The following is a 23,102-nucleotide window of genomic DNA, read 5'->3' as shown; positions in this document are numbered from 1 at the left end:
CGAATGGCGCAGGCCGCCGTGATCGCTGAAAGCGGACGCTCCGAAGGTCGCCTGAGAGTCAGCCGCTGACCTCCACCTTGTCCTTTCCGCGCGTGGGTGGGTGCAAGCGGGAGTAAGAGCATCGGACGGCGTTGCAACCTTTGACCCATGGGACCATTTGGCGACACCCTCCGCCAGCGGCCCTTCGAAAATGTTTGCCGTCCATTCGACGTACGGCCCCGCGGCCCGGTCAGGGCGCGCGCCCGCGAATCCGACGGTCCCGGGGGCGCGCGTCGGCCCGCCCCCGCCGTCCTCGTCAGAAGGCCTTCTTCACCCCGACCTCGAACGTCCGTCCGAGCGGATTGGCGGTCCAGGGATCGTATCCGAACTCCTCCTGCGCCGGAGGCGGGTCGCGATCGAAGAGGTTGGCGACCGTGGCGGTGAAGGCGAGGTCCTCGCCCAGCTCCAGCCGGTAGGTGAAGTCGGCGGTGATCCAGTCCTCCCCCTCCTCGCCGTACTGGATCCCCGGGCGTTCATCCTCGACGGCCGAGACGTAATTGACGCCGAAACGGAAATTCTGGCCGCCCAGGCCGTAGTTCAGGCCCAGATTGGCCCGCCATTCCGGGGCCGAGGTGGCGAAGGTGGCGAAGTTCAGATAGCCCAGCCGGTCGTCGCCGGCGGACACCGTCACCCCGTCCAGCTGGGTCGGTCCGGTCGTCAGCTCGGTGATCCGGGTGGCCGTCAGGCTGGCCGAGAACAGGCCGCTGGCCACCGGCATTGTATAGCTGGTCTGCAGATCGAAGCCGTTGGTGCTCTGGCCGGGGCCGTTGCCGAACAGGGTCGTCACCATCGAAAAGCTGCCGACGCCGCTCATGCCGACGGTGCAGCCGCTGTTGAAGGTGACCCGGTTCAGCAGCGGCTGGACCGCCGGATCGCAGGTGGTGATCGTGCCGCCGGCGCCGTTGAACACCAGGCTGGCGATCTGGTTCGGATCGGCGATCTGGCCGATCTGGTTCTCCGTCTCGATATCGAAATAGTCGAGGATGAAACGGAAATCGTGGTCGTCGCGCAGCCCGCGGCTTTCCCAGATCAGGCCGAGGTTGGAGGTTTTGGCCGTCTCCGGCTCGAGGTTGTCGTCGGTGACGAACTGGGCCGCCAGCCAGTTGCCGGCGGCGACCGTATAGGTCCGCGCCGCGATGGTTATCTGACCCGGCAGCACCCCGACCGGCGGTGACTGATAGTTGGTGCCGTAGGAGCCGCGCAGCGAGAGGGGGCCCCAGACGTTCCACCGGCCCGCGACCTTGTAGACGGTCGCGCCCAGTCCGCCGGAGAATTCCTCGCGGCGCACCGCCATCTGCAGATCGACATTGTCCAGGATCGGCGCCTGGAGCTCGCCGAAGAAGGAGTATTGCTCGCGGTCCGCGGAGTCGGGCGGATTGGGCGCGAACAGCACGAACGGCCCCGGGGCGTTGGGCGTGCAGCCGCGGAAATTGGGATCGGTCGTCGGCAGCGGCGTCGGCGACAGATTGGGCGAACCCGGACCGTTGGCGCTGGTGTAGTTCGACGGCCATTCGCAGGCGATCGAGCCGTTGAAGATCGGGCTGTCGACCGTCTCCCGCGTCTCGAAAGACCGCCACTGGCCGCCGAGCGCCCATCCCACCGCCCCGCCGGGCAGCTGGACCGGCAGCATCCCGTCGAAGACCAGATCGACGGTCACGTCATGCGACCGCACCTCCGTGGCGCGCGGGTCGAACAGCCAGTCGGCGACCTCCTCCAGATTCTCCTGGCCGGCGATATGGCCCGGATTGTCGAGGCCGAGCATCGGCTGTTCGGCGAAGGCGCTGGCGAACGGGTTCCACCAGTGGCAGTCCCCCACCCCGGCGAGCGCCGAGTTCTGGGTGCCGAACCGCGCCGGATCGAGATCGGGCACGCTGCAGCCCGGGCCGCCGAAGCCGTTCAGGGCCTCCTGCAGCCGGTAGCCGATGGTGTCCGGATGGGTGTTGTAGTTGCGGGCGTAGTTGTAGGTGACGGCGAAGTCGAAGCCGACGTCCGCCGCCGATCCGGCCCAGTCGCCGAACCGGCCGTTCAGTCCCGCCGAGGTCCGGAACACCTGGTTCTCGATCCGGTCGGGCACGCCGAAGCCGTCGCCGTCGGCGTAGAACGGGTTCCCGCCGTGGCCCATCAGACGATAGGTCACCGGCGTGAAGCCGGACGCGCCGACAATGCCGTTGCGCGCCGCGAAGTCGGCGGCATAGGGGTTCGTGGTCGGCACATAGAGCTGGTACAGGGCGCCCGTCGCCAGCGCCGGGCCGTTGACCAGCGGCTGCGCCGGCGAGGCCATGACCTGTGGCACGGTGACGTCGGCGTAGGAGGCCTCGGCATGGAAATTCATGTCGGGCGTGATCTCGGCGTTGAGCTGGGCGTACAGCCGCCAGGTGTCCTGGTTCTCCACCAGCCGGTAGTAGTTGATATAGTTGTAGGCGCAGGTGAAGGCGTTGTCGTAGCGGCCGCCGACGGCGGCGCAGCTCTCCGGGGTGAAGTCCGACACCAGCCCCAGCGCCGGCCCCCATTCGCCGACATCGGTAGCGCTCGGCGTCGCCGGCAGGGCGCCCCGCGGCACCCAGCCGGCCAGATTGGTCAGGGTCGACCACGGCGCCGGATTATACCCCGGCCCGACATTGATCGCGTCATAGGTGAAGTCGCGTTCCAGGGCGCCGAGACGGGAGCGATGCTCGTACTCGACCGACCACATGAAATTGACCCGGTCCTCGCCGATCCCGCCCAGCAGGCCGAGCGAATAGTCGCCGTCGGAGCCGTCGATGTATTTGTACTGGGCCTGGGCCTCGAGACCGGTGAAGCGCGGGCGGGTGATGAAGTTGACCACCCCGCCGGTCGCGTCCGCGCCGTAGATCACCGCCGCCCCGTCCTTCAGGATCTCGGTCCGCGCCAGGGCGATGAACGGCACATTGGCAGTGTTGATGTTCATCCGCCGGCCGTTCAGCAGGACCAGGGTCTTGTCCGACCCGATGCCGCGGAGATTGAAGTTCACCGAGCCGATCAGCGTCGGCCCGCCGAAATAGTAGGATTCGCCGGTCGTCGGCCCGGAGACCGTCAGGTTCTTGGCGAACTCCAGGGCGGTCGGCGATCCCTGCGCCTCCATGTCCTCGCGGGTGTAGACCTCGACCGGCAAGGCCGCGTCGACGGGCGTGCCGCGGATGTTCGAGCCGGTGACGATGATGTCCGCGACCTGGGCCGCCTCGTCCCGACTCTGTGCGGCGGTCGGATCAGGGGGCGCCGCCTCCTGCGCCAGAGCCGGAAAAGCGCCTGCGGATCCGATCAGGATCGCCAGGGCGGAGACGCCGTTAAGCGTGACCTTCATGATGGTATCCTCCCCGCGGTGAGTTATAATACTCATTCTCGCATGAATGAGTGTTATGCAGTCTGCCCGGACCGTCAACCACGATTTCCTGGCCGGTCGGGGTGGACGGAAGGGCCCACGACCGCGCGCAGACCCTAGAAACGGGGAGGCAACCGGGCTACGGACCGGGCGTTCGTGACGATCAGGAGACGCGTAGGTGGGCAGTGCGAAGGCGAAGGTTTCCACCGGAGGCCCTGAGGGCGCGAAGACTGGAAAGACCTCAGCCGCCAAGGCTCCCGCCGGCAAGGGCCGGCCGCGCACCAAGGCCGAGCAGCGCGCCCAGAGTCTGGAACTGATCCTCGACGCGGCCGAGTACCTGTTCTCGAGAAACGGCTTCCACGGCGTCACCCTGCGCGACGTCGCCGTGCGCGTGGGCATCCACACGACGCTGCTGCACTACTATTTCAAGGACAAGACCAACCTGTTCGAGGCCGTGTTCGCGCGTCGCGCCGGCACCACCAGCGGACGGCGGATGGTGGCCCTGGAAGAGTACGAGCGCGAGGCCGGCGACAATCCCACGGTGGAGGGGGCCCTGCACGCCTTCCTCGATACCGACCTCGACCTCTACTATGAGGGCGGCGAGGCCTGGATGAACTACGCCGCCTTCTGCGCCCGCGTCAGCAACACGCCCGAGGGGGCGCAGCTAATGGACACCTATTTCGATCCGGTGGTGCTGAAGCTGGTCGATATCCTCAAGCGCGCCCTCCCCGACCACTCCGCCGAGGATATCTTCTGGGGCTACCATTTCGTCACCGGCGCCCTGATGAACACCCTGGCGCGCACCGGGCGCATCGACACCGTGTCCGGCGGCCTGTGCCATTCGGACGACTTCCCGGCGGTGCGTAAGCGGATGGCGCGGTTCATGGCCGCCGGCTTCCTCGCCCTTGACGACCGCTGACACGGCCCGGAGGGCGTCGGCGATCTCCGTCACCCTGGCTGGATCATCCCCGCCGGTCAGGCGCTATGCTGTCGCGCCGCGAAAGAGGACCATCGATGCCGCCCATGATCCGTACGATCACCCCGTTTGACGACCAGAAGCCCGGCACCTCGGGCCTGCGCAAGCGCACGGCGGTGTTCCAGACGCCGCACTATCTCGAGAGCTTCGTTCAGGCCATCTTCCTCGCCGACCCGCCGCCGCAGGGCGCGACCCTCGTGATCGGCGGCGACGGGCGTTATTTCAGCGCCGAAGCGGCGGAGATCACGGCGCGCATCGCCCTGGCCAACGGCTACGCCCGGGTGGTCGTCGGCCAGGACGCGATCTTCTCGACTCCGGCTGTATCGGCGGCGATCCGGCGTCTCGACGCCTGGGGCGGCATCATCCTGTCGGCCAGCCACAACGCCGGCGGTCCCGACGGCGATTTCGGCGTCAAATACAACACCCGCACCGGCGGCCCCGCCCCCCAGGCGATGGGCGACCGGATCCATGAGATCGCCACATCGCTCGAAGAGTACCGGCTGATCGACGGCCCGCCGCTCGATCTGTCACGCCCCGGCGTTCAGCCCCTCGGCGCCGGCTCGGTGGAAATCGTCGACCCGGTCGGCGACTATGTCGACCTGCTGGAGACGCTGTTCGATTTCGCCGCGATCCGGGACCTGTTCCGCGGCGGCTTCCGCTTCGCCTTCGACGCCATGAACGCCGTCACCGGCCCCTATGCGGTCGAACTGTTCGAGCGACGGCTGGGCGCGCCGGAGGGCACGGTCCTGCGGGCCACGCCCCTGCCGGATTTCGGCGGCGAACCGCCCGATCCCCACCTCGACCATCTGCAGGCCCTTGCCGCGCCGATGTGGGGCCCTGACCCGTTCGACCTCGCCGCCGCCTCCGATGGGGACGGCGACCGCAATATGATCCTCGCCCCGGGCATGGTGGTGTCGCCCGGCGACAGCCTCGCCCTCATCGCGGCCAACGCCGGACGCCTGCCGGGCTTCGCCGACCGGATGCCGATCGGCGCGGCGCGATCCATGCCGACCAGCCGGGCGCTGGACCGCGTCCTAGCCGCCTCCGGCTCGCCGCTGTACGAGACCCCGACCGGCTGGAAATGGTTCTCCACCCTGCTGGAGGCCGGACGCATCCAGCTGTGCGGCGAGGAGAGTTTCGGCACCGGCTCCGATCACGTGCGCGAAAAGGACGGCCTGTGGGCGGTGCTGTGCTGGCTGAACATCCTCGCCGCGCGCGGCGGCTCGGCGGGCGATCTGCTGCGCGACCACTGGGGCGCCTACGGGCGCGACTATTACCAACGGCTGGACGTCGAGGGGCTGGAGACGGCGGCGGCCGATGCGATGATGGCGGCCCTCGCGGCCAGCGACGTCGCCGCCCTGCAAAAGGTGGAGCCGTCGGTCGAGAGGTTCGAAGTCCTGGACTATGTCGATCCCGTCTCGGGCGACCGTCTGGCCGACGCCGGACTGAGACTGGAGCTCGGCCCGGACGCCCGCATCACCTACCGGCTGTCGGGCACCGGCTCGTCGGGCGCCGCCCTGCGCGTCTATATCGAACGGTTCGAGCCGCCCGGCGGCGAACTGGACGCGGCCCCGTCGGACATTCTGGCGCCGCTGGCCGGGGCGGCCATCCGGCTGATCGATCTCGAGCGGTTCACCGGCCAGACCGCGCCCACCTCGGTCAGCTGAGGCCATGACCCCGGACCGCTTCGACGCCCCCGGTCCGGCGCAGACCCCGGCCGCCCCGACCTCGCTGCACGAGGCGCGCCTCGAAGCGGTGCTGGCCCGTCTGAAGCAAAGCGGCGCCCGGCGCATCGCCGACCTCGGCTGCGGCCGCGGAGCCCTGCTGGATCGCCTGCCCGGGCCCACCGCCGTCGCCGCCGCGGTGGCGGTCGACCTCGACGCCGCCACGCTGCAGGCGATCAGGGCGCGGTTCGAAGCCCACGACGGGATCGAGGTCGAGACGGTGCAGGGGTCGGTGATGGACGGTCGGCTGAAGCTGGGCCCGCTGGACTGTATCGTGCTGCTCGAGGTGATCGAACATATCGATCCCGAGGAACTGTCGAAGCTGGAGATCGCCGTCTTCCGCGCCTGGCGTCCACGTCAGGTGCTGATCACCACGCCGAACGCCGAGGCCAACGCCTGGCTCGGCGTGCCGCGCGGGCGGCGCCGACACTGGGACCACCGATTCGAATGGGGGCGGGAGCGGTTCCAGCGCTGGGCCACGGGCCTCGCCGCACGCTCCGGCTATCGGGTCGAGTTCGAAGCCATAGGCTGGGAGCACCCCACCTGCGGCGCGCCTACCCAGATGGCGGTTTTCACGGCCTGATTTCGTGAGCGCGGCCCGGCCGGTCGCGGATTACGGCCCATTCCGCCCTTGCGGACACAACGCGCGGCGGTTATGGGGGCCGGGCGTGTGCTGCCGGCTCTTGAGGGCTGGTCTAACCGCGGTGTCTAAACGCTTCCGGCGCACCGCTGCACGCAACACAGATTTAAATCGCTAAAGGCCCCGCGACAGCGGAGGCGCGACGCCACTGGCGCCGTGGGAGAGTTACGCATGACCCTGGCCGGAATTCGCCAGACCTGGTTTGGAAACATCAAGGGCGACGCGCTCGCCGGGATCGTCGTGGCCCTCGCCCTGATCCCGGAGGCCATCGCCTTCTCGATCATCGCCGGCGTCGATCCCGCCGTCGGCCTGTACGCCTCCTTCGCCATCTGCGTGGTCATCGCCTTCGCCGGCGGACGGCCCGGCATGATCTCGGCCGCGACGGGCGCCATGGCGCTGTTGATGGTCACCCTGGTGCGCGAGCACGGGCTGCAGTATCTGCTGGCGGCGACGGTGCTGACCGGCATCCTCCAGATCATCGCCGGCTATATCAAGCTGGGTTCGCTGATGCGGTTCGTGTCGAAATCGGTCGTCACCGGCTTCGTCAACGCCCTCGCCATCCTGATCTTCATGGCCCAGTTGCCCGAGCTCACCGGCGTCGCCTGGCCGACCTACGCCATGGTCGCCGCCGGCCTGGCCATCATCTACCTGCTGCCGCGCGTCACCCGGGCGATCCCGTCGCCGCTGGTGGCGATCGTGGTGCTGACCGCCCTGTCGATCTTCATGGGCCTGGAGGTCCGCACCGTCGGCGACATGGGCCAGCTGCCCGCCACCCTGCCGATGTTCCTGATCCCCGACATCCCGCTGAACCTCGACACCCTGATGATCATCCTCCCCTATTCGGTGACGCTGATGATGGTCGGACTGCTGGAGTCGCTGATGACTGCCACCATCGTCGACGACCTGACCGACACCCCCAGCGACAAGAACCGCGAGTGCAAGGGTCAGGGCCTGTCCAACATCGTCGCCGGCTTCTTCGGCGGCATGGCCGGTTGCGCCATGATCGGCCAGTCGGTGATCAATGTGAAATCCGGCGGCCGCGGCCGGCTGTCGACCCTGCTCGCCGGCGTATTCCTGCTGTTCATGATCCTGGTGCTCGGACCGTGGGTGGCCCAAATCCCGATGCCCGCCCTGGTCGCCGTGATGATCATGGTCGCGATCGGCACCTTCAACTGGGGCTCGATCAAGAGCCTGGTACAGCATCCCAAGAGCTCCAGCTTCGTTATGCTGGCGACCGTGGTGGTGACCGTGGCGACACATGACCTGGCCAAGGGCGTGTTCACCGGCGTGCTGCTGTCCGGCATCTTCTTCGCCCAGAAGGTGGCCCGGGTCGTCGCCGTCCGCTCGACCCTGTCCGAGGACGGGACCACGCGCGAATACGTCGTGCTGGGCCAGATCTTCTTCGCCTCGGCCGACGCCTTCGTCGGCGCCTTCGACTTCAAGGAGGCGCTGGACCACGTCCGCATCGACGTCAGCCGGGCCCATTTCTGGGACGTCTCGGCCATCGCCGCGCTGGACAAGGCCATTCTGAAATTCCGCCGCGAAGGCGCCGAGGTCGAGGTCACCGGCCTCAACGAAGCCAGCGCCACCATGGTCGACCGCTTCGGCACCCACGACAAACCGGGCGCATTAGAACGCCTGCTCGCGCACTGAGGAAACCCCATGACCAAGGTACTCGCCTGTATCGACGCCTCCCTCTACGGCGCCAGCGTCTGCGATCACGCCGCCTGGGCGGCCACGCAGCTGAAGACGGAGGTCCAGCTGCTGCACGTGCTGGACCGCGCGCCGGACGCCGTGCCGACCGATATGTCGGGCAGCATCGGCCTGGGCGCCTCCGAACATCTGCTCGCGGACCTAGCCAGGCTGGATGAGGACCGCGCCCGGCTGCGGCTCGAACGTGGCCGGGCGATCCTCGAGGAAGCCGAAAAGCGCGTGCGCGCCCAGGGCGTCGCAGGGGTCGCCACCCTGCTGCGCCACGGCGGCCTCGTCGACACGGTGCACGAGTTCGAGGCCGACGCCCGTCTGGTGGTGCTGGGCAAGCGCGGCGAGCACGCCGACTTCGCCAAGTTGCACCTCGGCGGCTCGGTCGAACAGGTGATCCGCGCCAGCCACCTGCCGGTCCTCGTCGCCTCGCGCGAATTCCGCCCGATCCGCAAGCTGCTGATCGCCTTCGACGGAGGGCCCAGCTCGCGCAAGGCGGTCGACTTCCTGCTCTCGGACCCGGCCTTCACATCGTACGAATGCCATCTGGTGCACGCCGGCAAGCCGAAGGCCGACGACCCCCACCTGGCCTGGGCGCGCACGCGGCTGGCGGAATGGGGCGGCGCGCACCAGGTCGTCGAACGCCCCGGCGAGCCCGAGGCGGTCATCGAGACCTATGCCCGCGAGCAGGACATCGACCTGCTGGTCATGGGCGCCTGGGGCCATTCGCCGATCCGGCGCTTCATCATCGGCAGCACCACCACGGCGATGATCCGCATCGCCAACCTCCCCGTCCTGCTGTTCCGCGAGTGAGATGGGCCATGGCCGACCCTGACCGCCCCGCCCGGAGACTCGTCGAGGAAATCGACTACCGGCCGACGCCGATCGGGCCGGTGTCGTTGCGTCGCCGCTGGGTCTCGGCGATCGACGCCGACGTCCATGAGGTGATGCTGGGCGACGAACACCTGATGTCCAGCCTGTTCACCGTCGGCGAAATCCGCCTCGCGGAGCTGGGCCTCGCCTGGGCCACGGGGGACGGACTGGACGTGCTGGTGGGCGGTCTCGGGCTCGGCTACACGGCCCGCGCCGCCCTCGACGACCCGCGCGTCGCCCGCGTCGAGGTCGCCGAATATCTGGAGCCGGTCATCGACTGGCATCGCGCGGGGCTGACGCCGCTGGGCGCCGCCCTCAGCGCCGATCCGCGCTGCGCCTTCCGCCGTGTCGACTTCTTCGCCCTGATGGCGGCGCCGGACCGCCAGTGGGACACGATCCTGCTCGATATCGACCACGCGCCCGACCGCTGGCTGGCGCCGTCGCACGCCGACTTCTACGGCGAGGCCGCGCTTGGCCGCCTGCGCGACGCCCTGCGGCCGGAGGGAGTCTTCGCCCTGTGGTCCGACGATCGCCCCGATGCGCGCTTCACGGCGCGACTGGCCGCTGTCTTCGCCGAAACCGACGCGGTCGAGGTCGAATTCCCCAACCCCCTGTCGGGCGAGACCTCGCGCTGCACCATCTACCGCGCCCGCGGCTAGCCGGCGCGGCCCCGGTCCGGGGCCTCGATCCATAAGCCGCCAGCCCGTCCCCGCGCCCATGGGAGCGCGGGGACGGAAGCCGACCTTAGCTGATCCGGGCGGCGATCCCGCTCAGCGTCTCCTTCAGACCCGCGAGGCTGCGGCTGGCCGAACCCGAGACCTCGACCGCGTCGGCGAGGGCACGCAGCCGGCCGGCGACGCCGGCGTCCTTGGCTCCGCTTTCCACCGGAACCGTGGCCTGGTCGAGAATCCCGGCGATGCGGGTCCGCATCTCGGCCGGCATGGCGTCGGCGCGGGCCAGTTGGTCCAGATAGGCGCGCGCCACCACCGGGTGGGCGGGCCAGGTGACCGGGAACTGCTGCTGCGGGTTCACCGTGCCGCCCTGGTCGGCCATCATCGCCGCGGCGATCTCGTTCTCGCTCAGGTGCTCGCTGGGCTGCAGCGCCAGCACGTCCAGACCGCGGGCGATCTCCGAGCCGTAGATGCGGCCGTTGTACCAGTAGACGGACCAGTACCCGCCCATGCTGCCGTGCTCTTCATTGACCGGCCCGCGATCGAAATAGGCGATCTCGTGCGGGTTGGCCGAGTCGGTGAAGTCGCTGATCGAGATGCCGCCCTGGTACCAGGCCTGGACGAACAGATCGCGCCCGGGGACCGGGACCAGCGAGCCGTTGTGGGCGACGCAGTTCTCCTTGTCGGTCTGCGGCGCCGGCAGTTTGTAATAGCTGCGGAACACCAGCTCGCCGTCGACGATGTCGTAGATGGCGTTGGCGCCCCATGTGCGGGGGTCCTGCACCCGGCAGCGCGGCCGGCCGCCGCCGCCCCATTCGTCGGTGAAGACCACCTTGGTGCCGTCGTTGTTGAACGTCGCCGAGTGCCAGTAGGCGAAGCCGGTGTCGGTCACCGCATCGAGCCGGCTCGGCGCGCGCGGGTTGGAGATGTCGAAAAGGATGCCGTTGCCGGAGCAGGCCCCGCCGGCGATGTTCTTGGTCGGGAACAGGGTGATGTCGTGGCAGTGGTCGGTGCGCCCGGTGGTCTGGGTGCCCTCGCCGTGATCGCCGCCGCGCCACAGGCCGGCGATCTCGCCGGTCGTCGCGTCGGCGAACACCGCCGGACTGTCGATGATCCGCGACTGCGACGGATCGGCCAGCGGGATCTCGATGACGTCGACGCGGAACAGGGCCGTCTGCGCGTCACCGGGGCCTCCGACGACGCAGCCGGCCAGCTCTTCCTCGTCACGGATATTGGCGGTGCCCGAGTTGTAGACGATAAGGCGCCGATCATCCTCGGCGACCACCGAATGGGTGTGCGAGCCGCGGCAGGTCTGGACCTGGCCGACCTGGACCGGGCGGGCCTGGTCGGTGATGTCGAAGATGCGCAGGCCGCGGAAACGTTCGGCGGTCGGCTCGTCCGGCACGCCCTGACGGCCGCAGTCGACGCGGCCGTTGTTCGACTCGACCGACATCAGCAGCAGGTTGCCGACGATCGAGACGTCGCCCTGACCGCCGGGGCAGACGACCGAGCTGACCAGCTGGGGCTCGTCGCCCTGGCCGAGCCGGTACAGGTTGAAGCCGTGATAGTTGCCGACCGCCAGCAGGTCGCCCGAGAAGGCCATGTCGGTGTTCGAGAAGCTCAGGAACGGCGAACGCCCGCCGGTCCGGGCCGGGGCGCCGTCGGCCGCGGCCGGGGCCTCCACCTTCGGCGGCAGGCCCGCCGGATTCTGCGGGTCGAAGAAGCCGGCCGGCTTCGGCAGGCTGGCCAGCAGGGTCATATTGTCGGCGGCCTGTTCGGCGTCGCGGAAATCGCCCTTCAGCGTGGCGCGCGGGTCCTGCGCCCGTTCGCGCAGCAGGGCGGCCATGCGATTGATCTCGGCCTGCTGCTCGTTGGTCACGTCATTGGCGAAGCGGAACAGCACCGGGTCATAGGCCGAGCCGGGCCGCCGGAACAGGTCGGCGACCATGGTCACCGCTCCTTCGTGGTGAGCGATCATCAGCTGCAGGAACTGCTGGTCGAAGACCTCGCCGCGCGCCGCGGCCAGGGCCTCCATCTGCGCCGGCGTGGCCATCCCCGGCATGTCGCCGTGGCCGCCGTGCCCGGCCATCTGATGCGCGCCGTGGGCGCTGTGGTCCATCGCGGCCGGCGCGGCCGGATCCGGCGCCGTCTCGCCGCGCTCGCGCAGCCAGCCCCGCATGAACTGGATCTCGTCCGCCTGCGAGGCGTCAATGCGGCCGGCGATGTCGACCACCGCCTGGGTGTTGGTGCGGTCGGCGACGAGGGCGGCCATCTGCACGGCCTGGGCGTGGTGCAGGATCATCCCCTGCATGAAGGCGACGTCGTCGGCCGAATAGCGGTTGTCGGAGATGCGGGCGGCTTCAGCGGCGTTCAGGGCGCGGGTCGCCTGGCCGGGCGCGCCGGGCTGGACGATCGGCGCGTCCTGGGCGGCGGCCCCGAGGGCGAAGAGCAGGACGCCGGCGGCGGCGGCGCCGCCGAGCATGTGACGGAACGAGGCGGGTTTGGTCAGCACAGGTCTATCCTCCGGCGGCGACCGTTCGCGAAGGCGACGGTCGATGACAGTTATCGGGGTTGGACTTCAGGGCAGGAGCCCGGTCGAACGGCCAGGCCGCGCAGAGGACACGTCGCCATCGAGACGCGATATCTTCCGACGCCGGAGCACTGATTCAACACACCTCCCCCTTCGAGGCGTCCAGCGTTATGGCGTAACGTCGCCCTCGGCAAGTCATCGGGCGCCTCGCCGGCCGCTCCAGCCCTCTCAACCCCCGGCGGACGGCCCGTCCTAGGCGCCGGCCTTGGCTCCCGGACGCGCCCGGCAGGCCTCCAGCCAGCGGGCCAGGTTCGTCAGCTCCTCCGGCGGCCGGTAGCGGACCAGCCGAGCGAAATCGAGCCCGACCACCGCCACGATATCGGCGATGGTGAACCGGTCCAGAGCCATGAATTCCCGGTCCGCCAGATGCCGGTCCAGCGTCTTCATGAAGCGCTCGGCCGCGACCAGGTTGTACTCGGCCACCTGCGGCAGCTGGGTCGCCTCCAGCGCCGCCAGCGCCGGATGCGAATGGCGCACGCTGAGCATGATCGGATTGGCCAGGTAGAACTCGCACCGACGCATCCACATCTCGACCAAGGCCTGTTCGCGGGCGTCGTGGCCGAACAGATTGGGCTCGGGGTGCAGCGACTCCAGATAACGGCCGATGGCGATCGATTCCGAAATCGTCACGCCGTCGTCCAGCTCCAGGGCCGGGACATGCGGCACGCCGACGCGGGCGCGATAGTCGGGGGTCTTGTGCTCGCCGACCATGATGTCGATCTCGACCAGATCGACGTCCTCGATGCCCTTCTCGGCCATGACCCAACGGACGCGGCGCGGGTTCGGAGCCCGGTGGGAGGTGTACAGCTTCATCGGTCAGCCTCTCGCTTCAGCCGAATATGGAGGCGGGCATCGCCCCGACAACCGCCGCCGCCATCAGGGTGGCGAGGAAGCCGGCGAACAGGGCTTTCCAGACCATCCCAAGCACCTCCTCGCGGCGCTCGGGCATCAGCACGCTCAGGCCCGTCACGGTGATGCCGACCGAACCGATGTTGGCGAAGCCGCACAGGGCGTAGGTCATCAGCATCCGCGTCCGCTCGCTGATCGCCCCGGCCGGAACCTGGCCCAGTTCGATGAAGGCGCGGAACTCGGTCTGGGTCAGTTTGGTCCCCAACAGCAGCCCGGCCTCTCGCGCGTCGGCCCAGGCCACGCCCGTCAGCCAGGCCAGCGGCGCGAACACCCAGCTCAGCAGCCATTCGACGCTGATCCCCGAACCGAACACAGAGGCGATCATCAGATTGACCAGCGCCACCAAGGCCACGAACACGATCAGGATGGCCGAGATGTTGAGCACCACCATCAGGCCGTCAGACGTGCCCTTGACGATGGCGTCGACGGCGCTGTCGTACTTCAGGGCGGAATCGTATTCGGCGTGGGCCCCGCCCTGCCCCGGCGTTTCCGGCAACATGATCCGCGCCAGCAATATGCCCGCCGGCGCCGAGATGATCGAGGCGACCAGCACATGGCCCGCCGCGTTCGGCAGCGTCGGCCCGAGGATGGCGGCGTAGGCGACCATGGTCGATCCGGCCACCGTCGCCAGCCCGACCACCATCATCAGGAACAGCTCGGACCGGGTCAGCTTGTCCAGATAGGCGCGGATCACGATGGGGCTCTCGATCATGCCGAGAAAGATGTTCGCGGCCACCGCCAGCGCCGAGGCCCCGCCCAGCCCCATGGTCCGCTGGAACAGGAAGCCGAAGCCGTGGGTGATCCACTTCAGGATTCGCCAGTGCCACAGCAGGGACGACAGGGCCGAGATCACCAGAATCAGCGGCAGCACCTGGAAGGCGAAGGTGAACAGGGCCCCGCCATTGGTCACCGCATAGGGCTGGTCGCCCCCGGCCAGATAGCCGAACACGAACTGCGTCCCCTGCTGGGTCGCCAGGTTCAGCCCGTCGACCGCCCCGGTGATGGCCGCCAGCACATTCTGCGAGCCCGGAATGGCGAACAGCGCCAGCACCAGCGCCGCCTGGACCGCAATGGCGCCGATCGTCAGCTTCCACGGAAAGGCGCGCCGGTTCTCCGACAGGGCCCAGCAGGCGCCGACGATGACGACGAGCCCGAGCAGGCTCTGAAGATTCAGCAGGCTGAACATCGGGTCCGGACCTTCTCACACCCGGCCGCGCCGGAATCCTGCAGCGCTTGAACGCGACCCGCCGTCGGGCTGCAAGCCCCTTCGCGTCAACCGCGCCGTTGCACGACGTCGGCGGCCTCGGCAACGGCGTCCCACACCCGGGCGAGATCGGTCTGTTCGATGCAATAGGGCGGCATCACATAGACGGTGTCGCCCAGGGGCCGGACCAGCAGGTCGCGGGATCGGAAGAAGGCGGACAGCCACGGCGCCATACCCGACAGATAGCCGTCACGGGCGGCATTGAAATCGACCGCGGCGATGGTCCCCAGCTGACGGGCGCCCGACAGGGCTGGATGTCCCGCCAGCCGGTTGATTTGGGACGCCTGGGCGGCCCCGAGGGCGGCGACCCGCTCAAGCACTGGCTCCTCGCGCCAGATCGCCAGATTTTCCGCCGCCACAGCACAGGCGATCGGGTTCGCCGTATAGCTCGAAGAGTGGAAGAACATCCGCGCCCGGTCGGTCGATCGGTGCGCCTCGAAGATCGGCGCCGTCGCAAGGGTCACCGCAAGAGGCAGCGCCCCTCCGGTCAGCCCCTTCGAAAGACACAATATGTCAGGCGTGACGCCGGCCTGTTCGCAGGCCAACAGGCTTCCCGTCCGCCCCCAGCCGGTCATGACCTCATCGGCGATCAGCAGGATCTCATGCCGGGCGCAGACTTCCGCGAGCGCCTTCAGCGTGGCGGCCGACCAGATCCGCATCCCCCCCGCGCCGAGGATCAGGGGTTCAAGGATGAGGGCCGCCGGACGAGGCTCCTCCACGCACAGGGCTTCCAGGGCGTCGACGCAGGCCTGTTCCGCGCCCGCGGCGGGGAACGGCAGGGTCGCCACGTCGAACAACAGGGGCGTATAGGCCTGGTTGAACACCCCCCGCTCGCCAACGGACATCGTGCCGATCGTGTCGCCATGGTAGCTGTGCTGCATCACCACGATACGGTGGCGGGGCCGACCCGTGTTGGCCCAGAAGCCCAGCGCCATCTTCAGGGCCACCTCGACCGCGGTGGAGCCGCTGTCGGAGTAGAAGACGTGGCGCAAGGGCTCGGGCGTGATGTCCACCAGCCCCCGGGCAAGGGTCTCCGCCGGCTCATGGGTCCATCCCGCGAAGATGATCTGGTCGAAGGATTCGCTGGCCCGGCGGATCGCCGCCTGCAGTCGCGGATGGCTGTGACCATGGGTGATGACCCACCAGCTGGAGATGGCGTCGATCACCCGTCGTCCGTCGGCGGTATGAAGCGCCGCACCCTCGGTCCGGACCACCTGCGGGATGGGCTCGTCCAGACCGTGCTGGGTGAAGGGGTGCCAGACCGGCGATCCGCTCACAGGAAAGGCTCCATCTCAAAGCCGGCGGCGAAGGCGGCCGTCAGGGAGGCGCGATCCAGAGGCGACAGCCAGGCCAACCGGCCCAGACGCCGTACGCGCCCGAAGCTGACGATCGCCGCCTCGCTTGAAGGCATGGCCTCGCCGATGAAGGCGACGCCCAGCACGGGGACCGATCGGGCGCGCAGGGCTTCGAGCGTCAGCAAGGTGTGGTTGATGGTCCCCAGCCCGGTGGGGGCGCAGACGATCACCGGCAGGGCCCATCGGGCGAAGACGTCGGCATAGAGCACCCGGTCGTTGAGGGGCGTCAGCACCCCGCCTGCCCCCTCGATCACCAGCCGGCGCGCGCACGGCGGCGGAACCAAGGCGGCGGCGTCGATCTCGACCCCCTCCAGAGCCGCGGCGTGATGAGGCGAGGCCGGGGTCCGCAGCCGCCAGGCCTCGGGCAGGACGCGGTCGGGAGTCAGCCCGCCCAGGGCGGCGACCCGCGTGGAGTCGGTCCCGCCCTCCAGCCCGGACTGGACCGGCTTCCAGTAGGCGCCGTCGAGCGCCGCGGTTAGCGCCGCGGCGAATACCGTCTTGCCGACGTCCGTGCCGACACCCGCCACCACCAGAGGCCGCATCTTCAGATCTCCAGCAGGGGTTCGAGGGCGTCGATCAGGGCGTCGATCTCGGCGGCGACGACGTTCAACGTCACCGAAATCCGCAGCCTGGCTGTCCCCACAGGCACGGTCGGGGGGCGGATGCCGCGAACATCGAAGCCGGCGGCCTGCAGGGCGGCCGCCGCGCGCATGGCGGCATGGTCGTCGCCGAGGACCAGGGGCAGGATCTGCGAGCCGGTCGCCGGTCGCCCCAGGCGCCTTTCGAAGGCCGTTCCCGCCCGCGCGACCAGATCACCCAGCCGTGTCCGCAGGCCGTCGTCAGCCATCAGTCTCAAGCCGGCGCGCACAGCGGACGCCATCAGTGGCGAGGGGGCGGTCGAAAAAATGAAACCGCGACCCCGGTTGACGAGGAAGTCGATCACCGTCCGGTCGCCACAGACCAGGGCGCCCTCGCAACCCAACGCCTTGCCGCAGGTGCGCAGCACGATCACATTTTCCCGCCCATCCAGGCCCGCCGCCAGACCAAGGCCGCCCGGTCCGAGAACCCCGACCGCATGGGCCTCATCGATCAGAAGCATGGCCTCCAGTCGATCGGCGACGGCGGCCAGTGCCGTAAGGGGCGCGCGGTCTCCATCCATGCTGTAGAGGCTCTCGACCGCGATCCATACCCGACCCCGGCCGCCGCGCGACCGCCAGTCGGCCACCGCCGCTTCGAGGGCGGCGATATCGTTGTGGGGGAAGGCCCGGCTCTCGGCCCGCCCCAGGCGAAGTCCCTCGTGGGCGCTGGCGTGGATCAGCGCGTCATGGACGACGAGGTCGCCGGTCTGCGGCAGGGTCGCCAGCATGGTCGAATTCGCCGCATAGCCGCTGCTGAAATACAGGGCGGCCGAACTCCCGAACAGCGCGGCCGCCTCGGCCTCAAGCGACTCGTGCTCGGGGTGATTTCCCCGCAGAAGGCGCGAGCCGCCGGAGCCGACCGGCACGCCACGCTCCAGCGCCGCCGCTACGGCCTCCGACAGGGCCGCGGACCCTGCCAGGCCGAGGTAGTCATTGGAGGCGAAATCGATCCCGGAGCGGGGCCGAAGCGCGCGCAAACGCCCCGCTGCCTCCAGGTCGCGCAGATGGCTACGGTGAGCGTCGAACATGGAGGGAGGGACGGTCCGTCAGCCCTGCCGCCGCACCAGCCGGCCGTAATCTTCCATCAGGCCGAGGCTCAGGGCGCCCGGGGTGAAGCGGTATTCGCCGATCTCGCTCACCGGCGTCACCTCGGCGGCGGTGCCGGTGACGAAGCATTCGCTGAAATTGGCCAGCTCTTCCGGACGGATGTGGCGCACCACGACCTCGATCCCCTTGGCGGCGGCCATCTCGATGATCGTCTGCCGGGTGATGCCGTCCAGAATCGCGTCGACCGGCGGCGTGTGCAGCACGCCGTCCTGGACGAAGAAGACATTGGCTCCGGTGGCCTCGGCGACATAGCCGCGCCAGTCCAGCATCATGGCGTCGGCGAAGCCGCGCTTCTCGGCCGCCGTCTTCGACATGGTGCAGATCATGTACAGGCCGGCCGCCTTGGCCGCCGAAGGGGCCGTGGCCGGATCGGGCCGGCGCCATTTGGCCCATTCCATCCGGATGCCCTTCGCCTTGGCCTCGGCGTCGAAATAGCTCGGCCACTCCCAGGCCGCGATGGCCACATGCGGCTTGCTGTTCTTCGCGGTGACGCTGACCTGTTCGGCGCCGAGGAAGGCCACCGGCCGGACATAGCAGTCCTCGAGGCCCATCTTCTCGCACGTCGCCTTGCAGGCCGCATCGATCTCGGCCACGCTGTACGGAAGGTCGAAATCCAGCAGGTTTGCAGAACGCTTCAGGCGTTCGCTATGCGGGGTCAGCTTGAAGATTTCGCCGCCATACATACGCTCACCCTCGAAGACCGACGAGCCGTAGTGAAGGGCATGGGTCAGAACGTGCGTTTTCGCGTCCCGCCAGGGCACGAAATCGCCGTCAAACCAGATCCAGCCGTCACGATCGTCGAAAGGAACGAAGGCCATTGAATAACGTCTCCCGCGTCTATCCCCGGGTTAGAGCCCCCCGGACCGTCGAGGTCAACGCCTCCACAGCCCGCAAGGTCGCCTCCGCATGAGCGACGTGCGTTCCAATGGCCGCTCCGGCCCGATCGCCGGTCCCGGCGCCGGCCGCCACCTGCTGGTCGTCGACGACGACGACCGCATCCGTGAATTGCTCAAGGAATTCCTCGCCCGCGAAGGCTACCGCGTCACCGGCGCGGCCCACGCCGCCGCGGCCAAACGGATGATGGAGCTGATCGAGTTCGACCTCGTCGTCCTCGATGTCATGATGCCCGGCGAGAGCGGCTTCGACCTGACCACTTGGGTGCGGTCCAAGGCCGAGACCTCGAAGACGCCGGTCCTGCTGCTGACCGCGCGCGGCGATCCCGACGACCGCATCGAGGGTCTGTCGCGCGGCGCCGACGACTATATGTCCAAGCCGTTCGACCCGCGCGAACTGGCCCTGCGCGTCGACGCCATCCTGCGCCGCACCGGCGGCAAGCCGCTGACCCCGCGCGAGATCAAGCTCGGCCCCGCCGTGTTCGACATGGAGCGGCTGGAGCTGTCGAAGGACGGCAAGCCGCAGCGCCTGACAGAGGCCGAGGCCCAGTTGCTCAAGACCCTCGCCATCCACGCCCACGCCCCGGTCGAGCGCATGAGCCTGTCGCCCGACACCGCCGACATCACCGGCCGCGCCGTCGACGTCCAGGTCACCCGCCTGCGCCGCAAGCTGGAGGCCGACCCCAAGAACCCGCGCTACCTCCAGACCGTGCGCGGCGTCGGCTATATGCTGGCCCCGGACTGAGCCGCCGGTGCGATGGCTCCCCGCAAACGTCTGGGCGCGGGTGCTGAAGCGGCGCCTGCCGACCTCGCTGTGGGGCCGGTCGCTGCTGATCATCGTCCTGCCGGTGCTGGTGATGCAGGTGGCCGTCACCTGGGCCTTCTTCGACATGCACTGGCAGACGGTGACCGCCCGCCTGTCCGAAGGCCTCGCCGGGGACATCGCCTGGGCCTCGGAAAGCTATGCCGACGACCCGACGCCGCGGAATCTGGCGATCATCGCCGATCGCGCCCAGCGCTCGATGTCCCTGTCGGTCGACCTGCGCGAGGACGACGTCCTGCCGGCCGAGCAGGATCGCGGGCCGATCGGCGTGGTCGACCGCACGCTCGAGAAGGCGCTGCAGGCGCGGATCGACCGACCGGTGTGGTTCTCGACCACCCGCTACCCCGCCTATGTAGACATCCGGGTCCAGCAGCCGGACGGCGTGCTGCGCGTCATCGCCCCGCGCGAACGGGCCGTCGCCACCCAGGCGCACATCTTCGTCCTGTGGCTGTTCCTCGCCACCGTCCTGCTGATGGGCGTCGCCATCCTGTTCATCCGCAACCAGGTCCGCGCCATTGAGCGCCTGGCCGAGGCGGCGGAGGCCTTCGGGCGCGGCGAGTCGCGCGAACGGTTCAAGCCGCATGGGGCCAGGGAGGTGCGCGCCGCCGCCCGGGCCTTCATGGACATGCGCGACCGGATCCAGCGCCATATCGACCAGCGCACCGCCCTGCTCGCCTCGGTCAGTCACGACCTGCGCACGCCGCTGACCCGCCTGCGGCTGGAACTGGCCCTCGCCCCGCCGTTCAAGCGCGCCAGCGCCATGCAGGGCGATCTCGACGAGATGGAGCACATGATCGACGAATACCTCGCCTTCGCCCGCGGCGAGGCTGGCGAGGCGGCGCAGACCGTTCCGGTCGCCGACCTGCTGGCGGTCGCCGCCGACAACGCCCGCCGCGTCGGCGCCGAGGTCGAGGTCACGGCGCCGCAGACCCTGACCGCCAGCCTGCGCCCGCTCGCCCTCAAGCGCGCCCTGGCCAATCTCGCCGGCAATGCGGCCGCGCACGGCGACCACGTCCGGCTGGGCGCCCGCGCCCTGCCGTCTGGCGGGCTGGAGATCACCATCGAGGACGACGGCCCCGGCATTCCAGACGACATGCACGAGGAGGCGTTCCGGCCGTTCTCGCGACTCGACGCGTCGCGCAACCAGAACCGCAAGGGCGTCGGCCTCGGCCTCGCCATCGCCCGCGACGTCGCCCGCAGTCATGGCGGCGACATCACCTTGGGGCGCAGCGACCTCGGCGGGCTGCGCGCCACCATCCGCCTGCCCGGCTGATCACAAACGGCGCCGCCCACTGGCGAAACGGAGCGGCGAGGCGCATCTTTTCAGCGACGGGGAAACCGGAGAACCATGATGCGCAAACTCGCCTTCCTCGCGCCCCTCGGCGCCATTCTCGCCATCGCCGGCCCGGCCATGGCGGATCCGGCCTCGGTCACCGTGACCCTCGGTCCAGACCTTCAGGACAAGGTCGAGGAACTGGGCGAACGCGACGTCCGGCAACAGTCCGACCGCCTCGCGGAGATCGTCCGCCAGGGTATCGCCGACAGCGCCCGTCTGGACGGCGCGCGGATCGAACTGGTGCTGACCGATCTCAAGCCGAACCGGCCGACGTTCGAACAGACGGCCGCCACGCCGGGCCTCGACCCCTTCCGCAGCATCTCCATCGGCGGGGCCGCCATCGAGGGCGTGATCACCACCGCGGAGGGCGAGGTGCTGCCGGTCAAATACGACTGGTTCTCGCACAATCTCGCCGACGTGCGCGGCTACGGGACCTGGCAGGACGCCGAACGGGCCTACCGGCGGCTCGCCGGCCATCTGGGCGAAGGGCGCTACGTCAGCCGCTGATCGCCCGGGCGCGCTGAACGGCGGCCTCGACCGCGGCGCGGGCCGCGCCGTCGAGGTCGTCGCCTGCCTCCATGGCGTCCAGTCCGGCGCGGGTTGTGCCGCCCGGCGAGGCGATGCGCGTGACCAGATCCTCCAGCGCGGCGCCGGTCTCGGCCCCGGCCCCGGCCGAGCGCAGGGCCCCGCGCGCCAGCCGCGCGGCGGCGTCCGGAGCCAGACCCTGGGCTGCCCCCGCCCGGGCCAGCGCCTGGACGAAGGCGTAGATGAAGGCCGGGGCCGAACCGGCCACCCCGGTGGCCACGTCCATCACGGACTCCTCGTCCAGGTCCACCACGTCGGCGATCTGGTCGAACAGTCCCCGCGCCGTCTCGCGCGCGGCCGGATCCGACGACCACAGGGCGGCGACGCCGCGGGCCTGGGCCACGGCCGTGGTCGGCATCACCCGGACGACCGGCCGCTCCGCCACGGCCGCGATGTCGGCCGAGCCGACCCCGGCCATGACCGAGACGATGGGTGTGTCCTGCGGAAGGCCGGCGACCAATGGCCCGAGGGCCTCGCGCCAGCTCGCCGGCTTGACCGCCAGCACGAGCGCCCGGGCCCCGGACAGGGCATCCGAGGGCGGATTGACCCGCGCGCCCAGCGCCCGGGCCGCCTCGGCGGCCGGCGCTTCCGAGCGGCTCAGAATGATCAGATCGGACGGCGCGACCGTCCCTGTCGCCAGCCAGCCCTCAAGAATGGCGGAACCCAGCCGCCCGCAGCCGAGCAGGACGACGGGACCGGAAGAAGAGAAGTCTGTCATGGCGTCACGCCGTGCCGACGGTCTCGAACAGGCAGGAGTCGATCGCCTCCTGCGGCTTCTTGTTGCCGCGGATCATGAAGTCGAAGGCGGGGTAGTAGCGGTCCGCCGCCTCGACCGCCGCGTCGATCATCGACGCCGCCTGGCCAAGCGTCGGCCGCTCGCCCATCGGCAGGGCCAGCGAGTGGCGGAAGACGATCTCGCCGTCCTCGGCCCAGACCTCGAAATGGCCCATCCAGGTGCGCTGGTTGATCAGGCCGACCAGCTCATAGGCCGCGGCCCGGCGCGACTTTGAGGCCTGCAGGTCGAGGGCGCAGCACAGCTGCAGGCAGTCGCCCTCCGGACGCCAGGCGAACCACAGCTCATAGTCCTTCCAGTCGCCCGCCAGGGCGAAGGCGAGGTCGCCCTCGTCAGTGCGGTCGAACGGCAGATTCTCGGCCACCAGGACGTGTTCCACGACATCCAGCGGATCGTAGGGAACCTCAACTTCTTCGGGCCGGGCAGTGTCCATCAAGGCGTCTCCGGGCGCGACTCACGCCCTCTGCGGGAACGGTAGGCGGGTTCGCAGATTCGGCTCAACCGGCTGCGTCCTGTGCGGGAGAAGCCGCTGTGGACGTTCCCTTTTGAGGCTTCTTCGCCGCCGTCAGCGCCGCCACCTCGGCCCGCAGGACCGCGATCTCGGCCTTCAGCGCGTCGAACTCGTCGCGGCGGACCAGGTCCATCTCGGCGGTGAAGCGGTCGGCCTGAGCGCGAAAGGCGGTCTTCGCCTCCTCGCCGGCGGCCTGGGCCAGCCCCATGGCGCCGGTGGTGAGCTTGGCGAACTCGTCGAGAATAGGGTTTCGCGTCTGCATGGGAAATCTCCGACTCGGACAGGCGAGCGTCGTTAAGGGATGGTTGCCTGATATGGTAAACGAAACCTTGATGTC

At 69.4% G+C, this 23,102-nt stretch carries 20 protein-coding genes; 9 read left to right on the top strand and 11 right to left on the bottom strand.

From position 1 onward, the window contains the following. Positions 1 to 295 precede the first annotated feature (295 nt). A complete protein-coding gene (locus ACK4JY_RS12330; protein ID WP_409606119.1) occupies positions 296 to 3,358 on the bottom strand; it encodes a TonB-dependent receptor domain-containing protein in 3,063 nt (1,020 codons plus the stop codon). A 325-nt stretch (positions 3,359 to 3,683) separates the two neighbouring features. Here ACK4JY_RS12330 and ACK4JY_RS12325 point away from each other — a divergent pair, with 325 nt between their 5' ends. The 6 genes from ACK4JY_RS12325 (at position 3,684) to ACK4JY_RS12300 (ending at position 9,949) form a co-directional block, all read left to right on the top strand. Further along, on the top strand, positions 3,684 to 4,295 hold the full coding sequence (locus ACK4JY_RS12325; protein ID WP_409606135.1) for a TetR/AcrR family transcriptional regulator: 612 nt from the start codon (positions 3,684 to 3,686) through the stop codon (positions 4,293 to 4,295). Between the two features lie 104 nt (positions 4,296 to 4,399). Beyond that, entirely contained in the window at positions 4,400 to 6,019 is a 1,620-nt protein-coding gene (locus tag ACK4JY_RS12320) for an alpha-D-glucose phosphate-specific phosphoglucomutase (RefSeq protein WP_409606117.1), read from the top strand. A gap of 4 nt (positions 6,020 to 6,023) precedes the next feature. Continuing rightward, positions 6,024 to 6,659 (top strand): methyltransferase domain-containing protein, encoded by a 636-nt coding sequence (locus ACK4JY_RS12315; RefSeq protein WP_409606115.1) that lies wholly within the window; start codon positions 6,024 to 6,026, stop codon positions 6,657 to 6,659. A 228-nt stretch (positions 6,660 to 6,887) separates the two neighbouring features. Then, positions 6,888 to 8,369, top strand: coding sequence for a SulP family inorganic anion transporter (locus tag ACK4JY_RS12310; RefSeq protein WP_409606113.1), 1,482 nt, complete (start codon positions 6,888 to 6,890; stop codon positions 8,367 to 8,369). 9 nt (positions 8,370 to 8,378) lie between these two features. Further along, positions 8,379 to 9,230, top strand: coding sequence for a universal stress protein (locus ACK4JY_RS12305; protein ID WP_409606111.1), 852 nt, complete (start codon positions 8,379 to 8,381; stop codon positions 9,228 to 9,230). A gap of 8 nt (positions 9,231 to 9,238) precedes the next feature. Beyond that, positions 9,239 to 9,949: a hypothetical protein gene (locus ACK4JY_RS12300; protein WP_409606109.1), complete on the top strand. Its 711-nt coding sequence runs from the start codon at positions 9,239 to 9,241 to the stop codon at positions 9,947 to 9,949. Positions 9,950 to 10,034: 85 nt separating this feature from the next. Here ACK4JY_RS12300 and ACK4JY_RS12295 read toward each other — a convergent pair whose 3' ends face one another. The 7 genes from ACK4JY_RS12295 to ACK4JY_RS12265 all read right to left on the bottom strand — a co-directional run bounded on the left by ACK4JY_RS12295 (position 10,035) and on the right by ACK4JY_RS12265 (position 18,642). Further along, entirely contained in the window at positions 10,035 to 12,473 is a 2,439-nt protein-coding gene (locus tag ACK4JY_RS12295; protein ID WP_409606107.1) for a DUF305 domain-containing protein, read from the bottom strand. A gap of 270 nt (positions 12,474 to 12,743) precedes the next feature. Then, a complete protein-coding gene (locus ACK4JY_RS12290; protein ID WP_409606105.1) occupies positions 12,744 to 13,364 on the bottom strand; it encodes a glutathione S-transferase family protein in 621 nt (206 codons plus the stop codon). A gap of 16 nt (positions 13,365 to 13,380) precedes the next feature. Then, positions 13,381 to 14,646 (bottom strand): NupC/NupG family nucleoside CNT transporter, encoded by a 1,266-nt coding sequence (locus ACK4JY_RS12285; protein WP_409606103.1) that lies wholly within the window; start codon positions 14,644 to 14,646, stop codon positions 13,381 to 13,383. Between the two features lie 86 nt (positions 14,647 to 14,732). Further along, positions 14,733 to 16,001, bottom strand: a complete 1,269-nt coding sequence (locus tag ACK4JY_RS12280) for an adenosylmethionine--8-amino-7-oxononanoate transaminase (protein ID WP_409606101.1) — start codon at positions 15,999 to 16,001, stop codon at positions 14,733 to 14,735. Further along, positions 15,998 to 16,621: a dethiobiotin synthase gene (gene bioD, locus ACK4JY_RS12275; protein ID WP_409606099.1), complete on the bottom strand. Its 624-nt coding sequence runs from the start codon at positions 16,619 to 16,621 to the stop codon at positions 15,998 to 16,000. The genes ACK4JY_RS12280 and bioD overlap by 4 nt, the downstream gene beginning before the upstream one ends. A gap of 2 nt (positions 16,622 to 16,623) precedes the next feature. Next, positions 16,624 to 17,745 carry an 8-amino-7-oxononanoate synthase gene (locus ACK4JY_RS12270; RefSeq protein WP_409606097.1) on the bottom strand — a complete coding sequence of 374 codons (1,122 nt, stop codon included), beginning with the start codon at positions 17,743 to 17,745 and terminating at the stop codon, positions 16,624 to 16,626. 18 nt (positions 17,746 to 17,763) lie between these two features. Beyond that, the gene (locus ACK4JY_RS12265) at positions 17,764 to 18,642 is read right to left on the bottom strand and encodes a branched-chain amino acid aminotransferase (RefSeq protein ID WP_409606096.1); all 879 of its coding nucleotides are present in this window, start codon (positions 18,640 to 18,642) and stop codon (positions 17,764 to 17,766) included. Between the two features lie 88 nt (positions 18,643 to 18,730). Here ACK4JY_RS12265 and ACK4JY_RS12260 point away from each other — a divergent pair, with 88 nt between their 5' ends. The 3 genes from ACK4JY_RS12260 (at position 18,731) to ACK4JY_RS12250 (ending at position 21,383) form a co-directional block, all read left to right on the top strand. Then, on the top strand, positions 18,731 to 19,462 hold the full coding sequence (locus ACK4JY_RS12260) for a response regulator (RefSeq protein ID WP_409606094.1): 732 nt from the start codon (positions 18,731 to 18,733) through the stop codon (positions 19,460 to 19,462). Positions 19,463 to 19,469: 7 nt separating this feature from the next. Then, complete coding sequence (locus ACK4JY_RS12255) at positions 19,470 to 20,813, top strand: ATP-binding protein (protein ID WP_409606092.1); 1,344 nt, start codon at positions 19,470 to 19,472, stop codon at positions 20,811 to 20,813. Positions 20,814 to 20,888: 75 nt separating this feature from the next. Further along, a complete protein-coding gene (locus ACK4JY_RS12250) occupies positions 20,889 to 21,383 on the top strand; it encodes a hypothetical protein (protein ID WP_409606090.1) in 495 nt (164 codons plus the stop codon). Here the strand turns inward: ACK4JY_RS12250 and ACK4JY_RS12245 are convergent. The 3 genes from ACK4JY_RS12245 to ACK4JY_RS12235 form a co-directional block, all read right to left on the bottom strand. Next, positions 21,373 to 22,179 (bottom strand): pyrroline-5-carboxylate reductase family protein, encoded by an 807-nt coding sequence (locus ACK4JY_RS12245; protein WP_409606088.1) that lies wholly within the window; start codon positions 22,177 to 22,179, stop codon positions 21,373 to 21,375. The genes ACK4JY_RS12250 and ACK4JY_RS12245 overlap by 11 nt on opposite strands. A gap of 4 nt (positions 22,180 to 22,183) precedes the next feature. Then, positions 22,184 to 22,687: a YbjN domain-containing protein gene (locus ACK4JY_RS12240; RefSeq protein WP_409606086.1), complete on the bottom strand. Its 504-nt coding sequence runs from the start codon at positions 22,685 to 22,687 to the stop codon at positions 22,184 to 22,186. Positions 22,688 to 22,751: 64 nt separating this feature from the next. Next, positions 22,752 to 23,027 carry an accessory factor UbiK family protein gene (locus ACK4JY_RS12235; RefSeq protein WP_409606084.1) on the bottom strand — a complete coding sequence of 92 codons (276 nt, stop codon included), beginning with the start codon at positions 23,025 to 23,027 and terminating at the stop codon, positions 22,752 to 22,754. Positions 23,028 to 23,102 lie beyond the last annotated feature (75 nt).

Origin of the sequence: Brevundimonas sp. (genome assembly GCF_046295595.1) — a bacterium.
Lineage (GTDB): Bacteria > Pseudomonadota > Alphaproteobacteria > Caulobacterales > Caulobacteraceae > Brevundimonas.
Note: the sequence above shows the minus strand (reverse complement) of the source record. Positions and strands in the feature narration are given on the sequence as shown.

Coding starts and splice junctions, on each gene's coding strand:
- ACK4JY_RS12330 (WP_409606119.1), bottom strand. CDS start 3,358: ATGAAGGTCACGCTTAACGGCGTCTCCGCCCTGGCGATCCTGATCGGA.
- ACK4JY_RS12320 (WP_409606117.1), top strand. CDS start 4,400: ATGATCCGTACGATCACCCCGTTTGACGACCAGAAGCCCGGCACCTCG.
- ACK4JY_RS12315 (WP_409606115.1), top strand. CDS start 6,024: ATGACCCCGGACCGCTTCGACGCCCCCGGTCCGGCGCAGACCCCGGCC.
- ACK4JY_RS12310 (WP_409606113.1), top strand. CDS start 6,888: ATGACCCTGGCCGGAATTCGCCAGACCTGGTTTGGAAACATCAAGGGC.
- ACK4JY_RS12305 (WP_409606111.1), top strand. CDS start 8,379: ATGACCAAGGTACTCGCCTGTATCGACGCCTCCCTCTACGGCGCCAGC.
- ACK4JY_RS12300 (WP_409606109.1), top strand. CDS start 9,239: ATGGCCGACCCTGACCGCCCCGCCCGGAGACTCGTCGAGGAAATCGAC.
- ACK4JY_RS12290 (WP_409606105.1), bottom strand. CDS start 13,364: ATGAAGCTGTACACCTCCCACCGGGCTCCGAACCCGCGCCGCGTCCGT.
- ACK4JY_RS12285 (WP_409606103.1), bottom strand. CDS start 14,646: ATGTTCAGCCTGCTGAATCTTCAGAGCCTGCTCGGGCTCGTCGTCATC.
- bioD (WP_409606099.1), bottom strand. CDS start 16,621: ATGCGGCCTCTGGTGGTGGCGGGTGTCGGCACGGACGTCGGCAAGACG.
- ACK4JY_RS12270 (WP_409606097.1), bottom strand. CDS start 17,745: ATGTTCGACGCTCACCGTAGCCATCTGCGCGACCTGGAGGCAGCGGGG.
- ACK4JY_RS12265 (WP_409606096.1), bottom strand. CDS start 18,642: ATGGCCTTCGTTCCTTTCGACGATCGTGACGGCTGGATCTGGTTTGAC.
- ACK4JY_RS12260 (WP_409606094.1), top strand. CDS start 18,731: ATGAGCGACGTGCGTTCCAATGGCCGCTCCGGCCCGATCGCCGGTCCC.
- ACK4JY_RS12250 (WP_409606090.1), top strand. CDS start 20,889: ATGATGCGCAAACTCGCCTTCCTCGCGCCCCTCGGCGCCATTCTCGCC.
- ACK4JY_RS12245 (WP_409606088.1), bottom strand. CDS start 22,179: ATGACAGACTTCTCTTCTTCCGGTCCCGTCGTCCTGCTCGGCTGCGGG.
- ACK4JY_RS12240 (WP_409606086.1), bottom strand. CDS start 22,687: ATGGACACTGCCCGGCCCGAAGAAGTTGAGGTTCCCTACGATCCGCTG.
- ACK4JY_RS12235 (WP_409606084.1), bottom strand. CDS start 23,027: ATGCAGACGCGAAACCCTATTCTCGACGAGTTCGCCAAGCTCACCACC.